18 protein-coding genes and 1 riboswitch are annotated in these 18,496 nt (G+C 60.4%); of the genes, 6 read left to right on the top strand and 12 right to left on the bottom strand.

Annotation, left to right across the window (positions count from 1 at the left end):
- Positions 1-166: 166 nt before the first annotated feature.
- Positions 167-1,279, bottom strand: coding sequence for an N-methyl-L-tryptophan oxidase (solA, locus tag G5S37_RS26535; protein ID WP_165208322.1), 1,113 nt, complete (start codon positions 1,277-1,279; stop codon positions 167-169).
- Positions 1,280-1,405: 126 nt separating this feature from the next.
- On the opposite strand from solA, the gene folD reads away from it, so the two are divergent.
- Positions 1,406-2,284 (top strand): bifunctional methylenetetrahydrofolate dehydrogenase/methenyltetrahydrofolate cyclohydrolase FolD, encoded by an 879-nt coding sequence (folD, locus tag G5S37_RS26540; RefSeq protein WP_165208324.1) that lies wholly within the window; start codon positions 1,406-1,408, stop codon positions 2,282-2,284.
- A 244-nt stretch (positions 2,285-2,528) separates the two neighbouring features.
- On the opposite strand, the gene G5S37_RS26545 is transcribed toward folD, so the two are convergent.
- Both G5S37_RS26545 and G5S37_RS26550 read right to left on the bottom strand, forming a co-directional pair.
- Positions 2,529-4,328 carry an SPFH domain-containing protein gene (locus G5S37_RS26545; protein WP_165208326.1) on the bottom strand — a complete coding sequence of 600 codons (1,800 nt, stop codon included), beginning with the start codon at positions 4,326-4,328 and terminating at the stop codon, positions 2,529-2,531.
- Positions 4,329-4,476: 148 nt separating this feature from the next.
- On the bottom strand, positions 4,477-4,701 hold the full coding sequence (locus G5S37_RS26550) for a hypothetical protein (protein ID WP_165208328.1): 225 nt from the start codon (positions 4,699-4,701) through the stop codon (positions 4,477-4,479).
- A gap of 102 nt (positions 4,702-4,803) precedes the next feature.
- Positions 4,804-4,974: riboswitch (cyclic di-AMP (ydaO/yuaA leader) on the bottom strand.
- A 163-nt stretch (positions 4,975-5,137) separates the two neighbouring features.
- On the opposite strand from G5S37_RS26550, the gene murI reads away from it, so the two are divergent.
- Positions 5,138-6,025, top strand: coding sequence for a glutamate racemase (gene murI / locus G5S37_RS26555; protein WP_165208330.1), 888 nt, complete (start codon positions 5,138-5,140; stop codon positions 6,023-6,025).
- A gap of 321 nt (positions 6,026-6,346) precedes the next feature.
- Here the strand turns inward: murI and G5S37_RS26560 are convergent, their stop codons facing one another.
- From G5S37_RS26560 to G5S37_RS26570, 3 genes are all read right to left on the bottom strand, one after another.
- Positions 6,347-6,952 (bottom strand): N-acetylmuramoyl-L-alanine amidase, encoded by a 606-nt coding sequence (locus G5S37_RS26560; protein ID WP_165208332.1) that lies wholly within the window; start codon positions 6,950-6,952, stop codon positions 6,347-6,349.
- Between the two features lie 73 nt (positions 6,953-7,025).
- Positions 7,026-7,568, bottom strand: coding sequence for a LysM peptidoglycan-binding domain-containing protein (locus G5S37_RS26565; RefSeq protein WP_165208334.1), 543 nt, complete (start codon positions 7,566-7,568; stop codon positions 7,026-7,028).
- A 137-nt stretch (positions 7,569-7,705) separates the two neighbouring features.
- Complete coding sequence (locus G5S37_RS26570) at positions 7,706-8,803, bottom strand: aminopeptidase (protein WP_165208336.1); 1,098 nt, start codon at positions 8,801-8,803, stop codon at positions 7,706-7,708.
- Between the two features lie 98 nt (positions 8,804-8,901).
- Between G5S37_RS26570 and G5S37_RS26575 the strand changes: the two genes are divergently transcribed.
- Positions 8,902-9,813, top strand: coding sequence for an alpha/beta hydrolase (locus G5S37_RS26575; RefSeq protein WP_165208338.1), 912 nt, complete (start codon positions 8,902-8,904; stop codon positions 9,811-9,813).
- Between the two features lie 167 nt (positions 9,814-9,980).
- Here the strand turns inward: G5S37_RS26575 and G5S37_RS26580 are convergent, their stop codons facing one another.
- The 6 genes from G5S37_RS26580 to G5S37_RS26605 form a co-directional block, all read right to left on the bottom strand.
- Positions 9,981-11,201, bottom strand: coding sequence for a DNA polymerase (locus G5S37_RS26580; RefSeq protein WP_165208340.1), 1,221 nt, complete (start codon positions 11,199-11,201; stop codon positions 9,981-9,983).
- A gap of 74 nt (positions 11,202-11,275) precedes the next feature.
- Entirely contained in the window at positions 11,276-11,452 is a 177-nt protein-coding gene (locus tag G5S37_RS26585) for a hypothetical protein (RefSeq protein ID WP_165208342.1), read from the bottom strand.
- Positions 11,453-11,919: 467 nt separating this feature from the next.
- Positions 11,920-13,299, bottom strand: a complete 1,380-nt coding sequence (locus G5S37_RS26590; protein ID WP_165208344.1) for an amino acid permease — start codon at positions 13,297-13,299, stop codon at positions 11,920-11,922.
- Positions 13,300-13,355: 56 nt separating this feature from the next.
- Complete coding sequence (rlmN, locus tag G5S37_RS26595) at positions 13,356-14,483, bottom strand: 23S rRNA (adenine(2503)-C(2))-methyltransferase RlmN (protein WP_165208346.1); 1,128 nt, start codon at positions 14,481-14,483, stop codon at positions 13,356-13,358.
- A 102-nt stretch (positions 14,484-14,585) separates the two neighbouring features.
- Positions 14,586-15,071, bottom strand: a complete 486-nt coding sequence (locus G5S37_RS26600; RefSeq protein WP_165208348.1) for a hypothetical protein — start codon at positions 15,069-15,071, stop codon at positions 14,586-14,588.
- 87 nt (positions 15,072-15,158) lie between these two features.
- Positions 15,159-16,229, bottom strand: a complete 1,071-nt coding sequence (locus tag G5S37_RS26605; RefSeq protein WP_165208350.1) for an NAD-dependent epimerase/dehydratase family protein — start codon at positions 16,227-16,229, stop codon at positions 15,159-15,161.
- Between the two features lie 164 nt (positions 16,230-16,393).
- On the opposite strand from G5S37_RS26605, the gene G5S37_RS26610 reads away from it, so the two are divergent.
- From G5S37_RS26610 to G5S37_RS26620, 3 genes are all read left to right on the top strand, one after another.
- A complete protein-coding gene (locus G5S37_RS26610; RefSeq protein WP_165208352.1) occupies positions 16,394-16,915 on the top strand; it encodes a hypothetical protein in 522 nt (173 codons plus the stop codon).
- A complete protein-coding gene (locus G5S37_RS26615) occupies positions 16,912-17,463 on the top strand; it encodes a hypothetical protein (protein WP_165208354.1) in 552 nt (183 codons plus the stop codon). Before G5S37_RS26610 ends, G5S37_RS26615 begins: the two co-directional genes overlap by 4 nt.
- Positions 17,464-17,685: 222 nt before the next feature.
- The gene (locus G5S37_RS26620) at positions 17,686-18,105 is read left to right on the top strand and encodes a hypothetical protein (RefSeq protein WP_165208356.1); all 420 of its coding nucleotides are present in this window, start codon (positions 17,686-17,688) and stop codon (positions 18,103-18,105) included.
- Positions 18,106-18,496: the final 391 nt, after the last annotated feature.

Genomic DNA, 18,496 nt, shown 5'->3' on the forward strand with positions numbered 1-18,496 from the left:
AAAAGACGCAAAAAACACAAGAGGGAAGGACTCTTGGTGTTGCTACCCCATTCGATGTAGCAGGATCTGACGTCGATCCTTTTTTGAGTCTCTTGCGTTTTTTGCGGCTAAAAGATCAGTATTATTCCCGCTCAACTACGCGCCGCTTCGTTGACGCATTGTCATTCTACCTCATCCCAAAGAACGCCGTTTCCGGCGGAAGCACACCGCTTTGCACGGTCTTCGCAAGCACCTCACCCATGGCGGAGGAGAGCTTGAAACCATGCCCCGAGCAGCAAGAAGTCAGCAGCACCTGCGGATGCTCCGGATGAAATCCAATGATGAAATTCCTGTCCACGGAATCCGTGTAGAGACACGTCTTCGCGCGGTCTATCTCATGCACCAGGCCAGGGAACGCCGTGCGCAAAAACGGCGTGAGTGCCGCATCATCTTCAGAACGGATGCCAAAATCGCGTGCATCCGCATGTTCCAGATACTCGCCGCCGCTATCCTCCGCACTCTTCATCGTCGTGCCGTCGAGCGTGGGAAATCCATAGAACGCCTGCTCCCGCTGCGCCCAGATCCACACGGGAGTATCACGGAATCGTTCGGCTTCAGAAACACGGTGCCAGAACATCACTTTGCGACGCACACGCAGAGGAATGCCGAGCTTCGCAAACTCCGGCATCACCCAAGCACCGGTCGTGAGAATAAGTTTGCTCGCACTGAGTGTCCGATTCGCCGTACGCACGCGCACACCATTGCCATCCGCACTCCATTCCAACAACGGCTCGCCTGCGAATACATCGGCTCCATGCACGCACGCGCGCGCGGCGTGAGTCGCCACGCATTTCTCTGGCGAGAGATAACCACCATCGCGATCATGATAAATAACCTGGTCCTCCGGCACCTGCATCGCGGGATGCAATGCACGCGCTTCCGCTGAAGTGATGCGGTCCAATGCCAGACCTGCCTCCTGAGAAGCACCTTCGAGCTTGGCAATGAATTCGCTCTCCAGTTCGCCGATGCACAGCAGCCCGCAGATCTGCATCAGGTCCTTACCGGACTCTGCTTCGAGTTCCCGCCACAACGCATAGCTCCGCTCCAGCAGCGGCAGGTAGTTTCCATCCAGGAAATACGCTTTCCGGATGATACGCGTTTCTCCATGCGAACTGCCAAACGCATGCCCCGGAGGATGCGGATCAAGGCCAGCCACACGCAGACCTTGTTTCGCCAGATGATACAGCGTGGCGCTGCCCATGGCGCCCACTCCTGCGACGATGACATCGTACGATTGCATGCGTGTTTCCTTCGGACCGCAACTCACTCAGGCAGCTCCATCCGGCGGTCAAGAGGACAAAACGCCGGCAGCAGCCCCTCCCGCCCCGAGGCTTGCACGCCGGGCAGCCCTCGGCTACCGAAACCCATGCAGTTGATTCAGGGACCCAAAGTCGCAGCCACCGTGCTGGAAGAATGCCAGCGTGAAATCGCCGAACTCGCCAAGCTGGGCAAGAAGCCCGGCCTGGCCGTGGTGCTGGTGGGCGATGACCCCGCTTCGCGCGCCTACGTGCGCAGCAAGGACAAGAAGTGCAAAGAGCTGGGCCTGCACTCAGTGAAGCATGAGCTGCCGGAGAACACCACACAGGAGGAACTCCTCGCGCTGGTCGCTCAATTGAATGCGGATCCCACCATCCACGGCATCCTGGTGCAAAGCCCGCCGCCGAAGCACATCGATGAAAGCGCCATCGTGCGTGCCATCGATCCGCGCAAGGACGTGGACGGCTTTCATCCGGAGAATGTGGCCAAGCTCACGCTGGAAGACCCCACCGGCTTCGTGCCGTGTACGCCCGCGGGTTGCATCCGGCTTCTGCAAGACGCCGGCGTCGCCACGGACGGCGCGCATGTGGTGGTGCTGGGCCGCAGCATGATTGTGGGCAAGCCGGTGGCGCTCCTGCTCATGGCGAAGAATTCCAACGGCGGCAACGCCACCGTGACCGTAGCGCACTCCCGCACGAAGAATCTCGCCGAGCTCACCCGCACGGCGGACATCCTCATCGCCGCCATCGGCCGCCCCCACTTCGTGAAGGCGGACATGGTGAAAGAAGGGGCCGTGGTCATCGATGTGGGCATCAACCGCGTGGAAGCCCCCGGCACGGAAAAGGGCTACAAAATCGTGGGCGACGTGGACTTTGACGCCGTGGCGCCCAAGTGCCGGGCCATCACCCCCGTCCCGGGTGGCGTGGGCCCCATGACCATCGCCCTGCTGATGGCCAATACCATCAAGGCCTGCCGCCAGTTGGGCTAGTTTTTGACCGCTTTTTCCATTCAGGCTCAGAAATTTGCACAATTCGCAAAAATCTTTGCGACTTTCGGCCTGCTCGTACGTTACACCCGGCATCCACGCGTCTCGTTTCGGGGCGTGTTTGGGGGGATTTCCGTGTACTTCGGGGCAAATCTTGGTCTGCCCACTGGTCGCGGAGTGAACGGAGGTGGTGGTCCGGGGGGACCACCACCTCCCTTTGTTTTGGGGCTCTACCAGCCCACCTTCCTTAGTTGTGCAGGATCTTCCGCGTCTCAGCCGCTTCCACGTCACGGCGGACCATCAGGGCCATGAGGGCATCCATCAGGCCATTGCCCCCTTGGCCGCCAGTCACGGCGACATCAGGCACGACCTGCACATTGCGCTCACCGATGATCTGCATCAGTTGGATCAAGGCATAGTTCTGGGAGCCCAAGGCCTCCACACCCACGCGATAGGCCTCGGCCTTCGCCTGGCCGGTGGCTCGGATGGCGTCTGAGTCACCGCCAGCACGCAGTCTGGTGCTTTCTGCCTCACCCTCGCTCTGGCGCACGCTGGCGCGGGCATGAAGCTCGGCAATCTGAACGCCCTGCTCGGCGCCCACCACCTGGTGCTGGATGTCCGCCAGCGAGGTCTGGCGCACGAGCTGCTGGCGCTGCGTTTCGGCCGCTTCCTGCACCTCGTAGGTCTTGCGTTGTTCTTCCGCGATCTTGCGGTCCGTCTGCGTCTTCATCAGCGCCTCGGGAGGTGTGATGTCTCCTATCAGGGTGTCAATCGCTTCCACGTCATACTCACGCAGCGCCACTTCGATGTGGCTCGCAGCTTCCTCCTGGCGATGGCTGCGCGCGCTCAGGAAGTCCAGCACGGTGTAGTCCTGCGCGCTGTTGCGGAAGTAGTTGCCGACGAGCGGCTGCAATACGTGGTCCACCAGGTTCTGCAATGAACCGGCGCGGCTGATGACACGAGGCGCTTCGTTCGCGCCGATGTGGATAATCTGCGACACATCGAGGTTGAAGGCAAAGCCGTCGCGCGAGCGCACGGTGATGCTGTTGAGTTTCGCGTCATAGGCATGAGCCTCGGTCCGCGTGGCCCAGTTCAGCACGATGTTCGTGGTCGGCACGAGTTCCACGCGGGCGACTCGCGTGTTGATGGGGTGCTTACCGGGCAGGAGAGGTGTGACCCACACCCCCTTGTGTCCCACCAGCACGAGGTCCCCGTGCTTGAAGTCCACACCGCTCACGTCCTCGTGCGCCTTGCCCACGAAGCTGATCACCACACCCACGTGACCGATGGGAATCTCCACCATGTGCACCTGTTCGATTTCGGCGAACCAGGGATTGATGTTCCACTGACCGCTCAACAACACCTGCTCCTGCAGACCACGACGACCACCATGGTCGAGGAAGGCCTGCGAATCCTGGAAGTTGTCATGACCCGCGACCAACGTACCGGCGATTTCACCTTCATCAATGGGAGCACCATCCAGCGTGGTCACGATGCCCACCAGGTCCTGTTCCACCTTATAAATGCGCAGGGACGAAGGATTGATGCCACGCTGTGAGGAATTCCACGGAGTGATGATGTCGAACAGCGCGGTATTGATGCGGTAGGTACCCGCGGTGAGGATTGCATTCTGACGGCCCTTTTCGCCGCCACCCGTGAGGAAGGCGCGTGCATCCTGGAAGTGGTCACACGGCACCTGACGGCCGAGGATGCGGCCCGCAGGGATGGGCTCCCCGGCGATGGCCACCACGAGGGCAATGTGATCCTGCGGCACTTCAATCAGCGCCGTGCGAGTGACGCTGTACTGCCAGATCCAGTAGAAGAAATGCAGCCCCGGAGGTAATGTATCCGCCTGGATACCCGCCTCACCGCGCAGGGCGATGATGTCGCCAGGTGGCAGATTCCGCATGCCGAAGCGTTTCACGACAATGCCGACCTGGCGCTCGCCGATGTAGGTGATGCCAAGCAGCAGGTAAATGAGCACGAGCGTGGCAGGTATGAGCGGCCACCACACGGGTGAACTGAGAGTAATAGCAAGTGTGTTCATGATAGGAAAGGATGTGAAATATTAGATGATGATACTTTTGTTTCCGGGCGCGGGCGCAGCTCCGCCGGGAGGGCGGTGGATGGGTCCGCAGTGGTGCGGAAGAGTCCGCAGGCAGCGCGCTGGCACTCGCTGTGCCAGCATCAGGCTCCTACGGCGCCGTCACCTCGACGCGGTGACCGTTGGCGCAGCGGTACTCAATGACCCGCGGGGCGCGTCGCTCTTGCAGCACGCGCACGACGAAGGACGCGGCGATGACGTTTTCGTGATCGTTCTCGTTTTCGCGCCGGGTATGTGGCGGTTCGCTCCGCAAGAGGCAGCGGGCGTGGTGCACGGTGCCTCGGTCCAGGGGAGTCTGGCAGTAGGGGCAGTTCATGTTCTTCTCTCAGGGGTGTGCCACCCGTGACGGTCTCCCGCCACGCGCAGCATGGTTGCTGTGGGGAAGACCATGAAGCCCGCGGATGCGCGCCTCAGAAATCGTCCCTCCCAATGTTGCCTGCGAGGTTAGCTGGCGGGCTAGGTCTTGGAAGTGACCCCTGCGAGTGGTTACCCACCCCGTACGCCCCGTCCTGAGTTCTTGCGTTCCCAGGAGTTCGGTTCCCCCGTGCCACTACTGAGGAAGCAGTAATGACTTCGGCTGACACCGCAATGATCCCATTATTTTTATCTTTGTCAAATCGACCTGCTATCGTTCCATGAGGCTCAATGAGATAAATCTGTGCGGCGCGCTTCCCAGCACGCGAGTTTCTGCTTCCTTTTGATTCTGCATTCTCATTTCTTTCAAAGCCGGTACATTATTTCTTCATCACGTGATGTCTGAATCCCCTGCTCCCACTCCTCTCAGCAATCATCCCATCGGTGTTTTCGACAGCGGGTATGGTGGCTTGAGCGTGTTGCGCGAGCTGCGCCGTGTGCTGCCAAATGAAGACTACATCTACCTCGGCGACAGCGGTCGTGCTCCGTATGGCGGACGCGACCTCGCCACGGTGCTGGACTTCGCGGAGCAGTGTGTAGATTTGCTTTTCGCGGAAGGTTGCAAGCTTGTGGTAGTGGCATGCCACACGGTCTCATGCGTGGCCTTGCGTCATCTTCAGCAACTGCATGCCGACACCGAACGCCGCATCCTCGGCGTCACCATTCCCGCCGCGGAGAATGCCGTCGCCGTGAGCAAAGGTCACATCGGCTTCCTCGGCACACGCCGCACGGTGTCATCGCACACCTTCCGCACGGAAGTCGCAAAGCTCGACTCCCAGGTGAAGGTGACCGAAGTCGCCGCGCCCCTGCTCGCGCCTATTGTGGAAGAAGGCTGGGAAGAAAGCGAAATCGCACGCCTTTCCGTGGAGCAGTATCTCACCCAACTCGGCGAGGTGGACACATTGGTGCTCGGCTGCACCCACTACCCGCTCCTGCGTGGCATGTTCCAACAGAGCCTGCCGAAGGAAGTGCACCTGCTCGATCCTGCACCCTATCTCGCGCAGCGATTGGTGGACTGGTTCGGCCGCCATCCTGACTTTCGCAGCCAGGGCACCGGCAAGCTGCGCGTGCTCTCCTCCGGCGACACCGTACGCTTCGCGAAGAATGCCACCCGCTTCCTCGGTTACGTGCCGCCGCTGATTGAGCATGTGGCGGAGCGGAATGGCCGATTGATTTTCTCACCGGAGGGCGAGGAGCCGACGGGGCAGTTTGTGCGGGCTGTGTAAGGAGGGTTTAAAAGAACTACGTAGCCACAGACGTCGAGCACAAAGGTAACTGAAGCCGAAGGCCTTGGACTGCGCGCAGTCTGCTGCCGCGTTCCCTCAGTGCAGCCTGCTGCACGTCATGCCGCGACGAAGTCGCCAAGCTTCAGGGAGACGTTGCCTTAAGGGCGAATGTCACCATCGCCGCAGCAGGCTGCGGACTCTCCAAAGCGGCAGCAGGCTGCCGCAGTCCAAGGACGCTGCGCGTCAGAGCATCCGGGGCCCTGCACTTATGGTGACACAACTCTCTGGCATACACAAAGACGTACCCGCCACGATTCGCCTCTACCTCGCCCTCATGATCCCCCGCGCAATCGCTTCGGCCAGCTTCTGCCTATGGGCGGCGCTGCCGCAGCGGTTGGCTTCCGACTTGTTGCTGATGAAGCCGCACTCCACCAGCACAGCGGTGCCGTTCGTATGTCTCAGCACCGAATAGGCCGCCCGCTTGATGCCGCGGTTGTTCGCCGAGAGCTTGTTAATGAGGGACTGCTGGATGGTGTAGGCCACCTTGCGTCCACGGTCGCTGCGGTAATACGTTTCGATGCCGTTGATGGCCGTGATGCGGGTCGAGTTGAAATGGATGCTCACGAAGAGCGCATTGCGATAGCGATTGGCAACGGCCGCGCGCGTCTCGAGCGGAATGAACTTGTCCGTCCGCCGCGTCATCACCGTGGTCACGCCGTTGCGTTTCAAGATGGTCTCCACACGCTTCGCCACATCGAGCGTCAGTGTTTTTTCAGAAAGGCCGTACCAGCGCGTGCCTTGATCATGACCGCCATGTCCCGCATCAATCACGACAACCGCCGCGAACGATCGCGATGCCAGCAGCAGCACCATCGCGAGAGCACACAGGATGCCCCGACACTTCCCCGCCATGGAGTGGATGTGCATGCCCACTCATGTCATGAAACAGCCATGCGTGACAAGCATGACTGCGATTGTCGGTCCTTTTTTAGGACGGCGTTTACGGAATGCGCAGCACCTTGCCGATGCTCAGGAAGTCCGAGGACATGCCGTTCGCGGATTTAATCTTGGCCACCGATGTGGAATTCCTCGAGGCAATGGCGGAGAGCGTATCGCCTTTCTTCACGGTGTAGGAGCGGCCCCCGCCCTTCTTGGAGGAGGAAGCCACTTTTGACTTCGAGCCTGACTTGGACTTGCTGCTGGAAGTCTTCGCCACCGTGCGCTTCTTGCCCGTGGCGGAACCGCCGTAGGATCCGCTCCAATTGCTCACGTCTGAGCTGGTGGCTGCGGCAGAGCGTCCAGCCCGGCGCTCTCCTGCGGCAGCCCAGTCGGACATGTACCGCCCGCTGTCATCAAACGGATATTCTTCCTTCGCAAGGCTGTGCTTGGGAGTCGCGGTGGTCCCGTTGAGCGTGATTTTTGGCAGGTTGCTGGGGATGCCTTCAATCTTGCTCGAACTGCTGCAGGAACTGAGCGAAAGCATGAGCACCACCGCAGCGGCGCAGGCGGCTGCAGCTTGGGGATTCTTCCAAAAACAGAGCATGGCGGAAACGCTAGCACCTACTGTCAAATCTGCCAACGCGGGATGGCGCGTTTCGCGGGTGAAATGTCCATGCAAAACACCCAGGTGGCAGGCGCGGAGGCGCCTCACCACCAGTGGAATCACCATACCGACTCCGTTCAGTTCAACTTCTGCAACTCACGCGGGAGGAACTTACCGTTCTTGCGAATGCATTTGTCGTCGAACCAGATTTCACCGCCGCCGTAGTCGGGGCGCTGGATGCACACGAGATCCCAGTGCACCTGGCTGCGGTTGCCATTGTCCGCCACGCCTTCATACGCCTGACCAGGCGTGAAGTGGAAGGAGCCGGCGATCTTCTCGTCGAAGAGGATGTCACGCATGGGCTCGCGGATCTCGCGATTGAAGCCGATGGCGAACTCGCCGATGTAGCGGGCGCCTTCGTCGCTGTCGAGAATCTTGTTGATGGCCTTGGTGTTGTTCGCGGTCGCCTTGACGATCTTGCCCTGGCTGAACTCGAGCTTCACGTTGTCGAAGGCGATGCCCTGGTACACGGTCGGCGCGTTGTAGCTCAGCGTGCCTTCCACGCTGTCCTTCACCGGTGCGGTGAAGACTTCGCCATCGGGAATGTTGTGCGTGCCGCCGCAGGCGATGGCCTTGAGCCCCTTCAGGCTGAAGCGCAGGTCGGTGCCCGGCCCCTTGATGTGGACCTTGTTGGTCTTGTCCATGAGCTTCTTCAGCGCGGTCATGGCGGGCATGAGTGCCTTGTAATCCAAGAGGCACACCTTGAAGAAGAAGTCCTCAAACGCCTCGGTGCTCATGCCGGCCTGCTGGGCCATGGCGGAGGTGGGCCAGCGCAGCACGCACCAGCGGGTGTTGTTCACGCGCTCGTTGATGACGGGGCGCATCTTTTCCATGACCAGCTTCATCTTGTCCGCCGGCACGTCTGACATCTCGGTGATGTTGTGGCTGCCGCGCACCGCGATGTACGCATCGATCTCCTTCATGAGATCGAGGTTGTTCTTGCAGAGCATTTCGTAGCCGTCGGGGTCGGCGTGCTTCATGAGTTCGCGGGTCACCACGGTGTCATGCAGCTTCACGACCGGGATGGCCTTGGCAGCGACCACCTGGCGGATGAGCGCGAGCGTGATCGTGTTCGGCGCATCATAGATGTCCAAAAGCACCCGGTCTCCTTTTTGCACACTGGTGGAGTAGCGGATGAGCTGGCGTGCGAGCTGGTCGATGCGCGGGTCTTGCATGACAATCTTGTAACCGGAGTGCCGCGGAAGTTCAACCGCGTTCGTTGCTTGCGAGCCTGCTGTGATAGAAGGGCGGGAGGCCGGGCGTTCGCGGAGGGATGCCTTTCCACCGCCTGCTCCCCTCCCTCCTCTGCGTGGTCACGCTGAGTGCCAGCCTCCCCGCCCTGCGAGCCGAAACGCCGGCTCCACAGGCTCCCACCTTCGAACATGACGTCGTTTACGGTCACAAGGACGGAATGGCCCTCATCTTCGATGTGGTGCGCCCGGCCCAGCCGAACGGCGGCGCGGTCATGAGCATCCAGAGCGGGGGCTGGTACTCCGGCTGGAAGGATACCGAGCAGATGCTCCCCGCCCTGCAGCCACTGCTGGCGAAGGGATTCACCGTCTTCGTGGTCTGGCATGGCAGCTCCCCGCGCTACCCCGTGCCGGATGCGGTGGCCGATGTCCGCCGCGCCTCCCGCTTCATCCATGCCAATGCCAGCCGCTGGGGCATCGACCCGAACCGCATCGGCGCCACCGGCGGCAGCGCGGGCGGTCACCTCGCCCTGATGCTCGCCACTACCGGGGACGACGGCGACCCCAAGGCGAAGGACCCCGTCCTGCAGGCCAGCAGCCGCATCGCTGCCTCGGTTTCCCTGTATCCGCCCACCGATCTTCGCCAGTGGACCACGGATCCGCCCGAGGCCATCCGCAAGCTGCCACAGCTCAAGCCTTCGCTGACCTTCGATGCGAAACTGGAGCCTGAGGTCTCGCCGATTCTTCACGTGGATCCCAAGGATGCTGCCGTGCTGATCATCCATGGCGACAAGGACGAATTGGTGCCCATTTCTCACAGCACGAACATCATGCCCGTGCTGCAGGAGCAGAAGGTGCCTGCGAAGCTGGTGACCATCGAAGGAGGCGGCCACGGATTTAACAAGGAGCAGAACGTGATCGTCGTGCAGGAGCTGGTGGATTGGTTTGTGAAGTATCTGGGGAAGGCGGGTGAAGCGAAGGCGGCGGGGTCGTAAGCGTAGTGTCCCACATGGTGGTTCGCACACTCCGTGTGCGGCCTGCACGCCCAGCAGCGGGATCGTGGCCGACTTTCTCCGAAAGTCGCTGCGCGTAGAAGTCACTTCGTGGGAACGCTTTCACCCGCTTCGATTCTCGGAGAGAATCGGCCACTATGACTTCTCCCTCACCCCTCCGTCTCCTGATCCGGAATGCGCGTGAAGGCGATGCGCATGGGCGCGTACTCCAGGGCACCCAAGGCACCACCGAAGGTGACGGTGTTCTTTCCCAGGCGTCGGTTCAGGGCGTCCATGGCCTGGCAGATTTTCTCGTGGGCGGGATTGTGCAGGAGCAGGTCCGGGGTCACGCGTGAGGCGGGAATGAGCGGGGCGAAAGTCACGCCGGTGGCCTGTGGTGGGATGCCGCCTTTCCTCGGCCGGTGCTCCCAGAGTTTTTCCAAGGCATTCAGAAACACAAAGGAGTCCTGCGTTTCCGTGAAACGGATCTCGCGGCTCCACTCCTGCTTGTCCTCGTACTTGATGAAGGCCTGCAGGCCGGAAGCGTACATGTCCAGCTTCCGCAGGCGCGTGGCGGCCTTTTGCAACAGGCGATGCGACACGGCTCGCACGCCGATTTCATTCCGCAGCTTCGTGGGAAGGATGTGCGAGTGCCCGATGGTGCGGCGCTGGGTCGGCGGCAACTCGGTGACTTCGCCACGCAGCCAGTGATACATGTGGAAGCCATTGATGCTGCCCCACACGGCATGGAGTGTCTCGCGAGACGCGGAGGTGAGCTGCGCCACGGTGGTGATGCCGTGATCATGGAGACGACGCTCCATGTTCCTGCCGATGCCGCAGAAGTCGCGCAGCTTCAGGCGGTGCAGGCAGTGCGGCAGGTCGGCCTTTTGAATCAGCAGGAAGCCATTCGGCTTGCCCATGTCTGAGGCAAGCTTCGCGAGGAAACGATTCGGAGCCATGCCCACGGAACAGGTCACCACTTCGCCAATCTGCGCGCGCAGGGTCTCCTTCATCCGCAGGAAAAACTTAGCGGCGTCCTCCGGAGTTTTGATGTTCTCCGGCAGACGACACCAGACTTCATCGATGGACATGACCTCGGCCACCGGCATGAAGACTTCCAGCGCCGTGAGGAAGCGCCGATGAAACTCCAGATAGATCGCCGGCCGCGACTCCACGAGCACCACATCGGGATGCAACTGCCGCGCCTCCCGCACCCGCGTGCCGGTCTTGATGCCGAACTTCTTCGCCTCCTTGCTGGCGGCGATGCACGAAGTGGACTCCGCCACCACCGGCACAATGCCTACGGGACGCCCCCTCAGCTCAGGACGCAGCTCCTGCTCCACCGAGGCGAAGAAGCAGTCGAGGTCGATGATGACGTCTCGCGGGATCACGCAGGTAAATTACTGTTCTCGCGAACAGTAATCAAGCGCGAACTTCTCCCCTTCCGCACCCTACCAATACAGGTTCACGTGGGCAGTGGCGGATACAGGGGCATCATGCGCAAACCCGCCGGTCCGAGCGTGTGGCGGGGAGTAGGGGGAAGGGAAGAGTAGCCTCCCGTACTGGCACAAGACGCCAGCGTGCCGCAGGTCACGAGCACCAGGAGCGCACGGCCTGCACAGAATGTGAGTTTGGTTTTCATGCGAAGCACTTACAGAATCGTCTGTGTGCGGGGATTCGGTGGTGGCAACAGCGCCGCCAAAGGTTCCCCAGATCCCTTGGAAGATGACCACGACGTGAGAGGACCCTATTGGAAGAAAACTCCCAACCGCGTGCCACCTTGCGCGAAGCGCTTTTGAGTGCGGTGAGAATCACCGCTTTGGGTGCTCTCCAGTCACGAGACATTCATGAATGGGACATGGTCAGGTAGAAGCCCTCCTCTCCCCTCAATAGGTCCCCGGCAGGGGCGGCAAGGGAGGTCTGGGCAATCCAAGCACGCGATGGGGCGGAGGTGGCAGGTGAGGCGGCGGCAAATCCGCGCACGATGTCATCACGCCACCAGCCATGACCGGGAGGAGCAGCCGGGCTGCCCACCCCACGATGTCGAAGTTCATCCCTCTCATGATGGCGAGGGAATCGCCGCTGCCTTGCCTTCTGGAGGTAGCCGCGTCAGTCTACATTCGACACCTCTTCATCCAGCACCACACGCTTGGGCTTCAGCACCAGATACATTGCCAGCCCAATCCCAATGATGGCTCCGGCGATGAGCGGCGCGGACTTGGTGCCCATGTCCTTGCTTTCCAGCGCCGCCTGCACACGGATCACAATCAAGGTGGCGCATACGAAGGCACCCAGCAGCGGCACGAGCAACGGAACCTCGAAGTGACCTTTCGGCTCGTTCGGGCGGCACTTCAGGATCACCAGCGAGGCATTCACAACCGTGAATACCACGAGCAGGAGCATCACTGTGGCCTCCGCGAGCTGCTTTACCCCGCCAATCAGAATCAGCGACATGACAATGAAGAACAACACCCCCACCGCGACATGCGGCGTGTGGCGCTCGGGATGCACCTTGCCCAGCACGCGGGGCATCAGGCCCTGGTTGCTCATGCCGTAAAGAAGTCGTGAACCCATGATGTAGTTGAGCAGCGCGGTATTCCCCACGGCGAAGAGGGTGATGAAGAAGTAGGTGTGCTTGATACCGGCATTTCCCGTGGCGATGCTGGCGACATCCATGAGCGGCGTAGGACTGACGGCGAGATCCTTCCACGGCACCACGGATACGGCGGTGATGGCCACGGCCATGTAGATGACCGTGGAGACCAGCATCGCCGCGATGAGTCCACGGGGCAGATTCCGCGGCGCGTCTTTCACCTCCTCACTGACATTCAGCAGATCCTCGAAGCCGATGAAGGAATAGAACGTGAGCACCGCGCCTTGCAGGATGAGCACCGACAACCCGGTCTGCGGTTCTCCAGGTGGCGTAGGCGGCAGCTCCAGATAGTTCACCGAGCCCCAGTACTTCACCCCGACGGCGATGATGAAAAGCAGACCGCCAGCCTCAACAATCGTGCAAATGATATTCACCCACATGCTCTCCCGGATACCGCGGTAGATGATGCAGCCGATGAAAAAGACAATGCCCACGGCCACCAGTTTGGCATTCACATCCCACTTGAACTCCTTGAGAATCGTCTCCGCCATCACCTGCGAGCCAGTGGCCATGCTGGTGAGCCCACTCATCATCACGGCGATGCCCACCACATACGCGAGCCAGTCTTTTCGGAATGCCTGGTGCGTGACAAACGCGGCGCCACCAGCCTTGGGATGTCGGCTACCCACACACGCATAGCTGAGTCCGGTCAGCAGCGCCGCCACCATGGCCGCAGCGAAGGCCAGCCACACGGCATTCCCCAGGGTTCCCGCCGCTTTGCCGATGAGACCGTAAATTCCCGCGCCCAGCATCGAGCCCAACCCATAGAGGGCTACCTGCCAGAAACCGAGGGTTTGCTTGAGCTTGGGTCCCGTGGAGGCGTGTTCGTCCGGCATGTGTCCCTATGGCAGAGGTTCATTCCCCTGCCAAGCAGAAGGCAAGCCATGGACGGTTACACGCCTGCCGCTATCGTTTTGCGCTGCTCCGGAATTGCGCTGTCGATGATGCCATCGGCCGTTTCCTGTTTCAAACGAAGCTGTCCACACGCGGCGGCGATGTCGTGGCCCTTCTCCGTGCGCAAGGTGGCCATCACATCATAGGACGCCACCTCATCGCGGAAAAGTTTCTGCACCTTCTCACTCGGCCGCTCCCAAGGCAGACCTTCCACCGTGTTGTACGGGATGAGATTCACCTTCGCATTGAGACGCGCAGCGACTTCGCCGAGGAGATTCGCCTGCTCGCGGGTGTCATTCACATCCTTGATGAGGATGAACTCAAAGGTGATGTACTGCTTCTTCTTCTCGTTCCAATACTCCAGTGCGTCGAAGAGTTCGGCCAGCGGGTACTTGCGATTCACCGGCATGATGCGGTCACGCACGGGGTCGCTGGCGCCATGCAGGGAGATTGCGAGGCGTACCTGCAGCGGGATGTCCGCGAGCTTCTTGATCTGCGGGGCGAGCCCGCTGGTGCTTACAGTCATGTGGCGCGCGCCAATATTCATGCCCCACTGCGCGTTCAGGATGGTGATGGCCTTGGTGACATTTACGTAGTTCGCCATCGGCTCGCCCATGCCCATGAAGACGAGGTTGTCCACGCGCACGCCGGCGAGTTTCTCCACCTGCACGACCTGCTCCACGATTTCACCGGCGGTCAGGTTGCGCGTGAATCCGGCGAGGCCGCTTGCGCAGAATTTGCAGTCATAAGCGCAGCCCACCTGGGAGGAGACACACAAGGTGCGGCGGTCCGAGCGGCCACCCATCAGGCCCATGGAGGCCGGGATGAGCACGGTCTCGATGAAGCGGCCGTCATGCAGCTTAAAGAGGTACTTCCGCGTGGTGTCTTCCGAGCCCTCCACCCGGGCATACTTCATCGTGCGCAGGCTAAAGCGCTCGGCCAGTGCGGCCTGCAGCGGCTTGGAGAGGCTGGACATCTCCTCAAACGTCTCCGTTCGCTTCCGATAGACCCACTCCATGATCTGCTTCGCGCGGAAGGGCTTCTCATTCCACTCCGCGAGCATGGGCACCAGTTCCTCGGGAGTGGTGGCAAGCAGCGACGGGGGGATGGCGGGGCTGGACGACATGAGCGGGACAGCTTACCTCAAATTGACCGGGGTGCAAAAAGGAAGGCACCTCCGGGGAGGTGCCTTGCGGGGTAACGGTCGTTTGCAGGGCTCAGGGAGCACTCAGTCGCCACGCGAGCGGCCTTTGCTGCTGCTCTTGTTGCCGTCACTCTTGCTTGAGGACTTGCTGCTGGAACTCTTCTTGTTGGAAGAGCTGGAGCTTTCCACGTTGGTGTGCTGGATGCGCTTCTCGCGGCTGGAGTGGTAGTGGTCCTCGTGGGCGTAGCCTTTGCCAGGCACGTAGTTGGGACCACGACTGGAGGAGGAGGAAGAGGACTTCTTGTAGTAGTGGTTGTGGTCGTCGTGATCGTGGTGGTGGTGATCGTCGTAGTACCGGTTGCGGTAGTACGAGTTGCCGTAGTACCCGCCATAGTAGCCTCCGCCACCATAGTAGGTGCTGCGCGGGTAGTAACCGCCACCGCCGCCGTAGTAGCCACCGTCATAATAACCGCCGTCATTGTAGGCGTAGGGATCGACCACACAGCTTGAGAGCAGCAGGGACAGGCCCGCCAGAGTGAGGAGGGAAAGCTTCGCGAAAAAGGATTTCATGTTCGTAAGGGGTTTGGACGCAAGGTCCGATAAAACATTCAAATACAGATCGAAACCCCGATCATCGTCGGGCGGGTCCTGGGAAAATCAGGAGGACAGATGCATCCAGTCCGGGTTGGCCTCCGCGAACTTGGCCACCTCGGAAAAGATGGCATCCCGGCGGATTTCCGGCTGCCAGCCCCAGAGGGTGCGGGCTTTGCTGTCATCCAGCGCCAGCCAGGCAATGTCGAAGGGGCGTTCGCTGCCATCCTCTTGAACCTCATTGCGATAGCCAAAGCGCTGCTCGCACCAGGCGCTCAGCTCCGCCAGGGAGAAGGTGCTCTCCGGGCCGCCGGCCACATTCAGCACCCGGGGCCGGTCCTCCACCTCTCCCTGCTGGATTTGGTTAAACACTAGAGCCGCAACATCATCGGGATGAACGACATCTCGGACCTGCAGTCCCTTTCCGCCAAAACCGAGATACCGCAGGCGCCGGCTCTCGCGCCAGGAGTGGATCCAGAAGGCCACAATGCCCTGATCCGCCCGTCCAAACTGACCGGCACCAGCCATCACGCCGCAGCGATTGACGTGCACGGGGATGTCGAAGGTGCTCGCGTACTCCAGCGCCAGATCCTCGCTCATCTTTTTGCTCACCCCGTAGAGGGAGAGCGGCGGGGTGGTGGAGAACTCCTCCGTCACCCCTCGCGCAGAAACACCGACCGGCAGGCTGTGCTCCTCATCGAGCACAAAACGGCTGCCAGTTTCCCGGACGGGAAGGGAAGACAAGGGACCCACCCCGTACACGCGGCTGGTGCTCAGCAGCACAAATCCGGCCCCCTGGCGGCGGCAGTATTCCAGCATGTTCACCGTGCCTTGAAGATTGTGCTCGATGACCTGGCGGCTGCTGCTCAGGCCGTCCACCCCGGCCAGCACACTGGGATTCGCGGCGGCATCGATGACCCAGTCCACGGGCGGCAGGTTGTCGAAGTCACTGGCACAACGCACGTCTCCGTGGAAGAAGCCCACGCCGAGTTCCTTGAGCACTGGACGGTTCCGCTCACTGCCCATGCGGCACAGGTTGTCCATGCCCAGCAGGGTCCAGCCCTCCGTGCTCTCACGCAGACGGCGCAACACGCGGCTGCCGACAAACCCACAAGCTCCTGTGACCAACACTCTCATGCAGCGCCGATGGTGGCGTGGGCATGGCGGGCGTCAATGAAGAAGCCTGGGGATCTCGGATCGTTGAAACGCCAAGCATGCACACCATCCTTTGAACCCAATCCTCCTTTGCTGCTTCGCTGCTTTGCGTTAACAACACAAGACAAGCTTCGCCCGCGACCGAGATGGAATCACTGCTCTGGACCATAGCCATTGTTCTCGGCGTCCTCGTCCTCCTTGCGCTGATCTTCTCTGCCTCGGTGTGGATCAATCACCTCCTCTTGGGCTGGAAGGTGTGTTCGCAGATGCGTAAGGCGGGGCGACTCATCACCCCTGCGGAATTCGAGGAGCGCCTGGCTTCGTCCTTAGGCACCGCAATCTTCGAGCTGCCGACTCTCGGTTGGCGCGTCCTCTGGGTGTGGTGGACGCCCGAGGACGTGCGACTCGCAGTTCCTTCGGAGAGCGAAGCAGAGTCCTCCGACTCACTTGATCCTTCACCCCTCGAGTGCTGGTGTCGCGATCACTATACCGACCTCAGTACCGGTCGCGCATTTCTCGTCGCACGCCAGTTCACCGGGCGCGCTTTCAGCAGATACCCAGCCAAGGTTAGGTCCTCATTCCCACGCATGCCAACCGTGACCGTTCTCTCTGCCATGATCGACCTCATCAGGATGGAAGACAAGCAGCAAGGAAAGAGCACTCCATGAACCTTGTCTTTCTCTTTTTCCACCTCCTGGTCTGGGTGCTCAGCTTGGTGGCCTCAGGCGTGGCGTGCTACTTCACTCGCAAATGGGCCTGGGCGTTCCGCTTCCCCGCGGCGGTCGCTGTGTTTGTGGCGACATTGTTCTTCCTGGCCAATTTCGTATTCGGAACGGGGGAGGTCACTGACCCAACCGAATTGCGAGCGGCCTGGCGCTCGGAATTCGGGACCGAACCGCCTCCTGAAGTCCGCGACCTCCGAGCGGGCTGGCACGACGTCTCTGATGCAGGATCAAGATGGCAGAAGTTTTCGGCACCCCAGGCGGTCTTCGATGGATTGATTCACAAATTCATCCCGACAAGCAGGGACGAGTTTTATCGAATCGCGACGAACCCGAACAACCCTTCGTGGTGGCGGCCGGAGAAGGAAACCGCAGCAGCCATGGTGTACTACATCAACACCCGCAGGAATCCGAAATCTTCCTCGTCCGAGGCTGTCCTGGCCTACGAACCCACAAGTCAGACGGTGTACTTCATGAGCAGTACAATCGATTGAATGGTGGGAAACGCCCGTTAATCACCCTTCACCGCAAGCGTCCATCTCTGGGCCCCTTTCAGGGCGCTGCTGCGGACACCTGCAAGCTGCCCTGTCCGTCTATAGTGCAAGCTTCTATAAAGGGGCCTTCACATCGCAACACTGGGTGCTCCCCCTTGATCTTGCTGCACACGCGCTCCAACATCATATGCTCGCGAAATAACACCCACCCACCTCCTCACGATGAACCGTCGCACCTTGCTGTCCTCACTCGCCTGTTTGCTGTTGATTCCCTCCTGCAAGGACATGACCCAGGGGAAAGGACTGGCCGACACGGCAATCGTGGACTTCCACAAGAAGTTCAACGAGCAGAAGTTCAAGGATATCTATGCGGGTTCCCATGCTGACTTGAAGGCAGCAGCCAAGGAAGAGGAATTCCTAAACCTGCTCGATGCCGTGCATCGCAAACTGGGCAAGCAGGTGAAATCGACCGACGCGACCTGGCGGGTGAACAGCTTCAACTTCAAGACCAATGTGATGGTGGCCCAGAACACCGAGTTCGAGCGCGGCAAAGGAACCGAAACTTTCACCTACAGGGTCTCCGACGGCAAAGCCATCCTGGTGAGCTATTACATCAATTCCTCCGACATGATGTTGAAGTAAAACGCAACTGTTTGTACCGCGCGCGCGGAACAACCACCGCGCCGCTTTATCATGGAAGCATGGCTTGCGTGGCAGCATTGTGCGCTTGCAACGAGCGCAAGCCTGATGAAAACCTCGCTCTTTCGGCGAATCTAGTGTGGTGTCACGTATGTTCCTTGAATAACTCTGATGTCTCTCAGATGGCATGGAACCAGTTCATGCACGCTTAAAAACCGAATAAGTTCTTACGCCGCAGGAGTTGCCAAGAACTGTAGCCGATCCTGCGTCATATCATAATTTAACAAACTTGCGTGACACCACACTGGTGAAACAGCAAGATACCGGCGACCTGGCGTATGCGCGTGTGCTGATCCCTTATGATCGCTTCATTGAGCCCACATATAGAATTCGG

Origin of the sequence: Roseimicrobium sp. ORNL1, from assembly GCF_011044495.1 — a bacterium.
Lineage (GTDB): Bacteria > Verrucomicrobiota > Verrucomicrobiia > Verrucomicrobiales > Verrucomicrobiaceae > Roseimicrobium.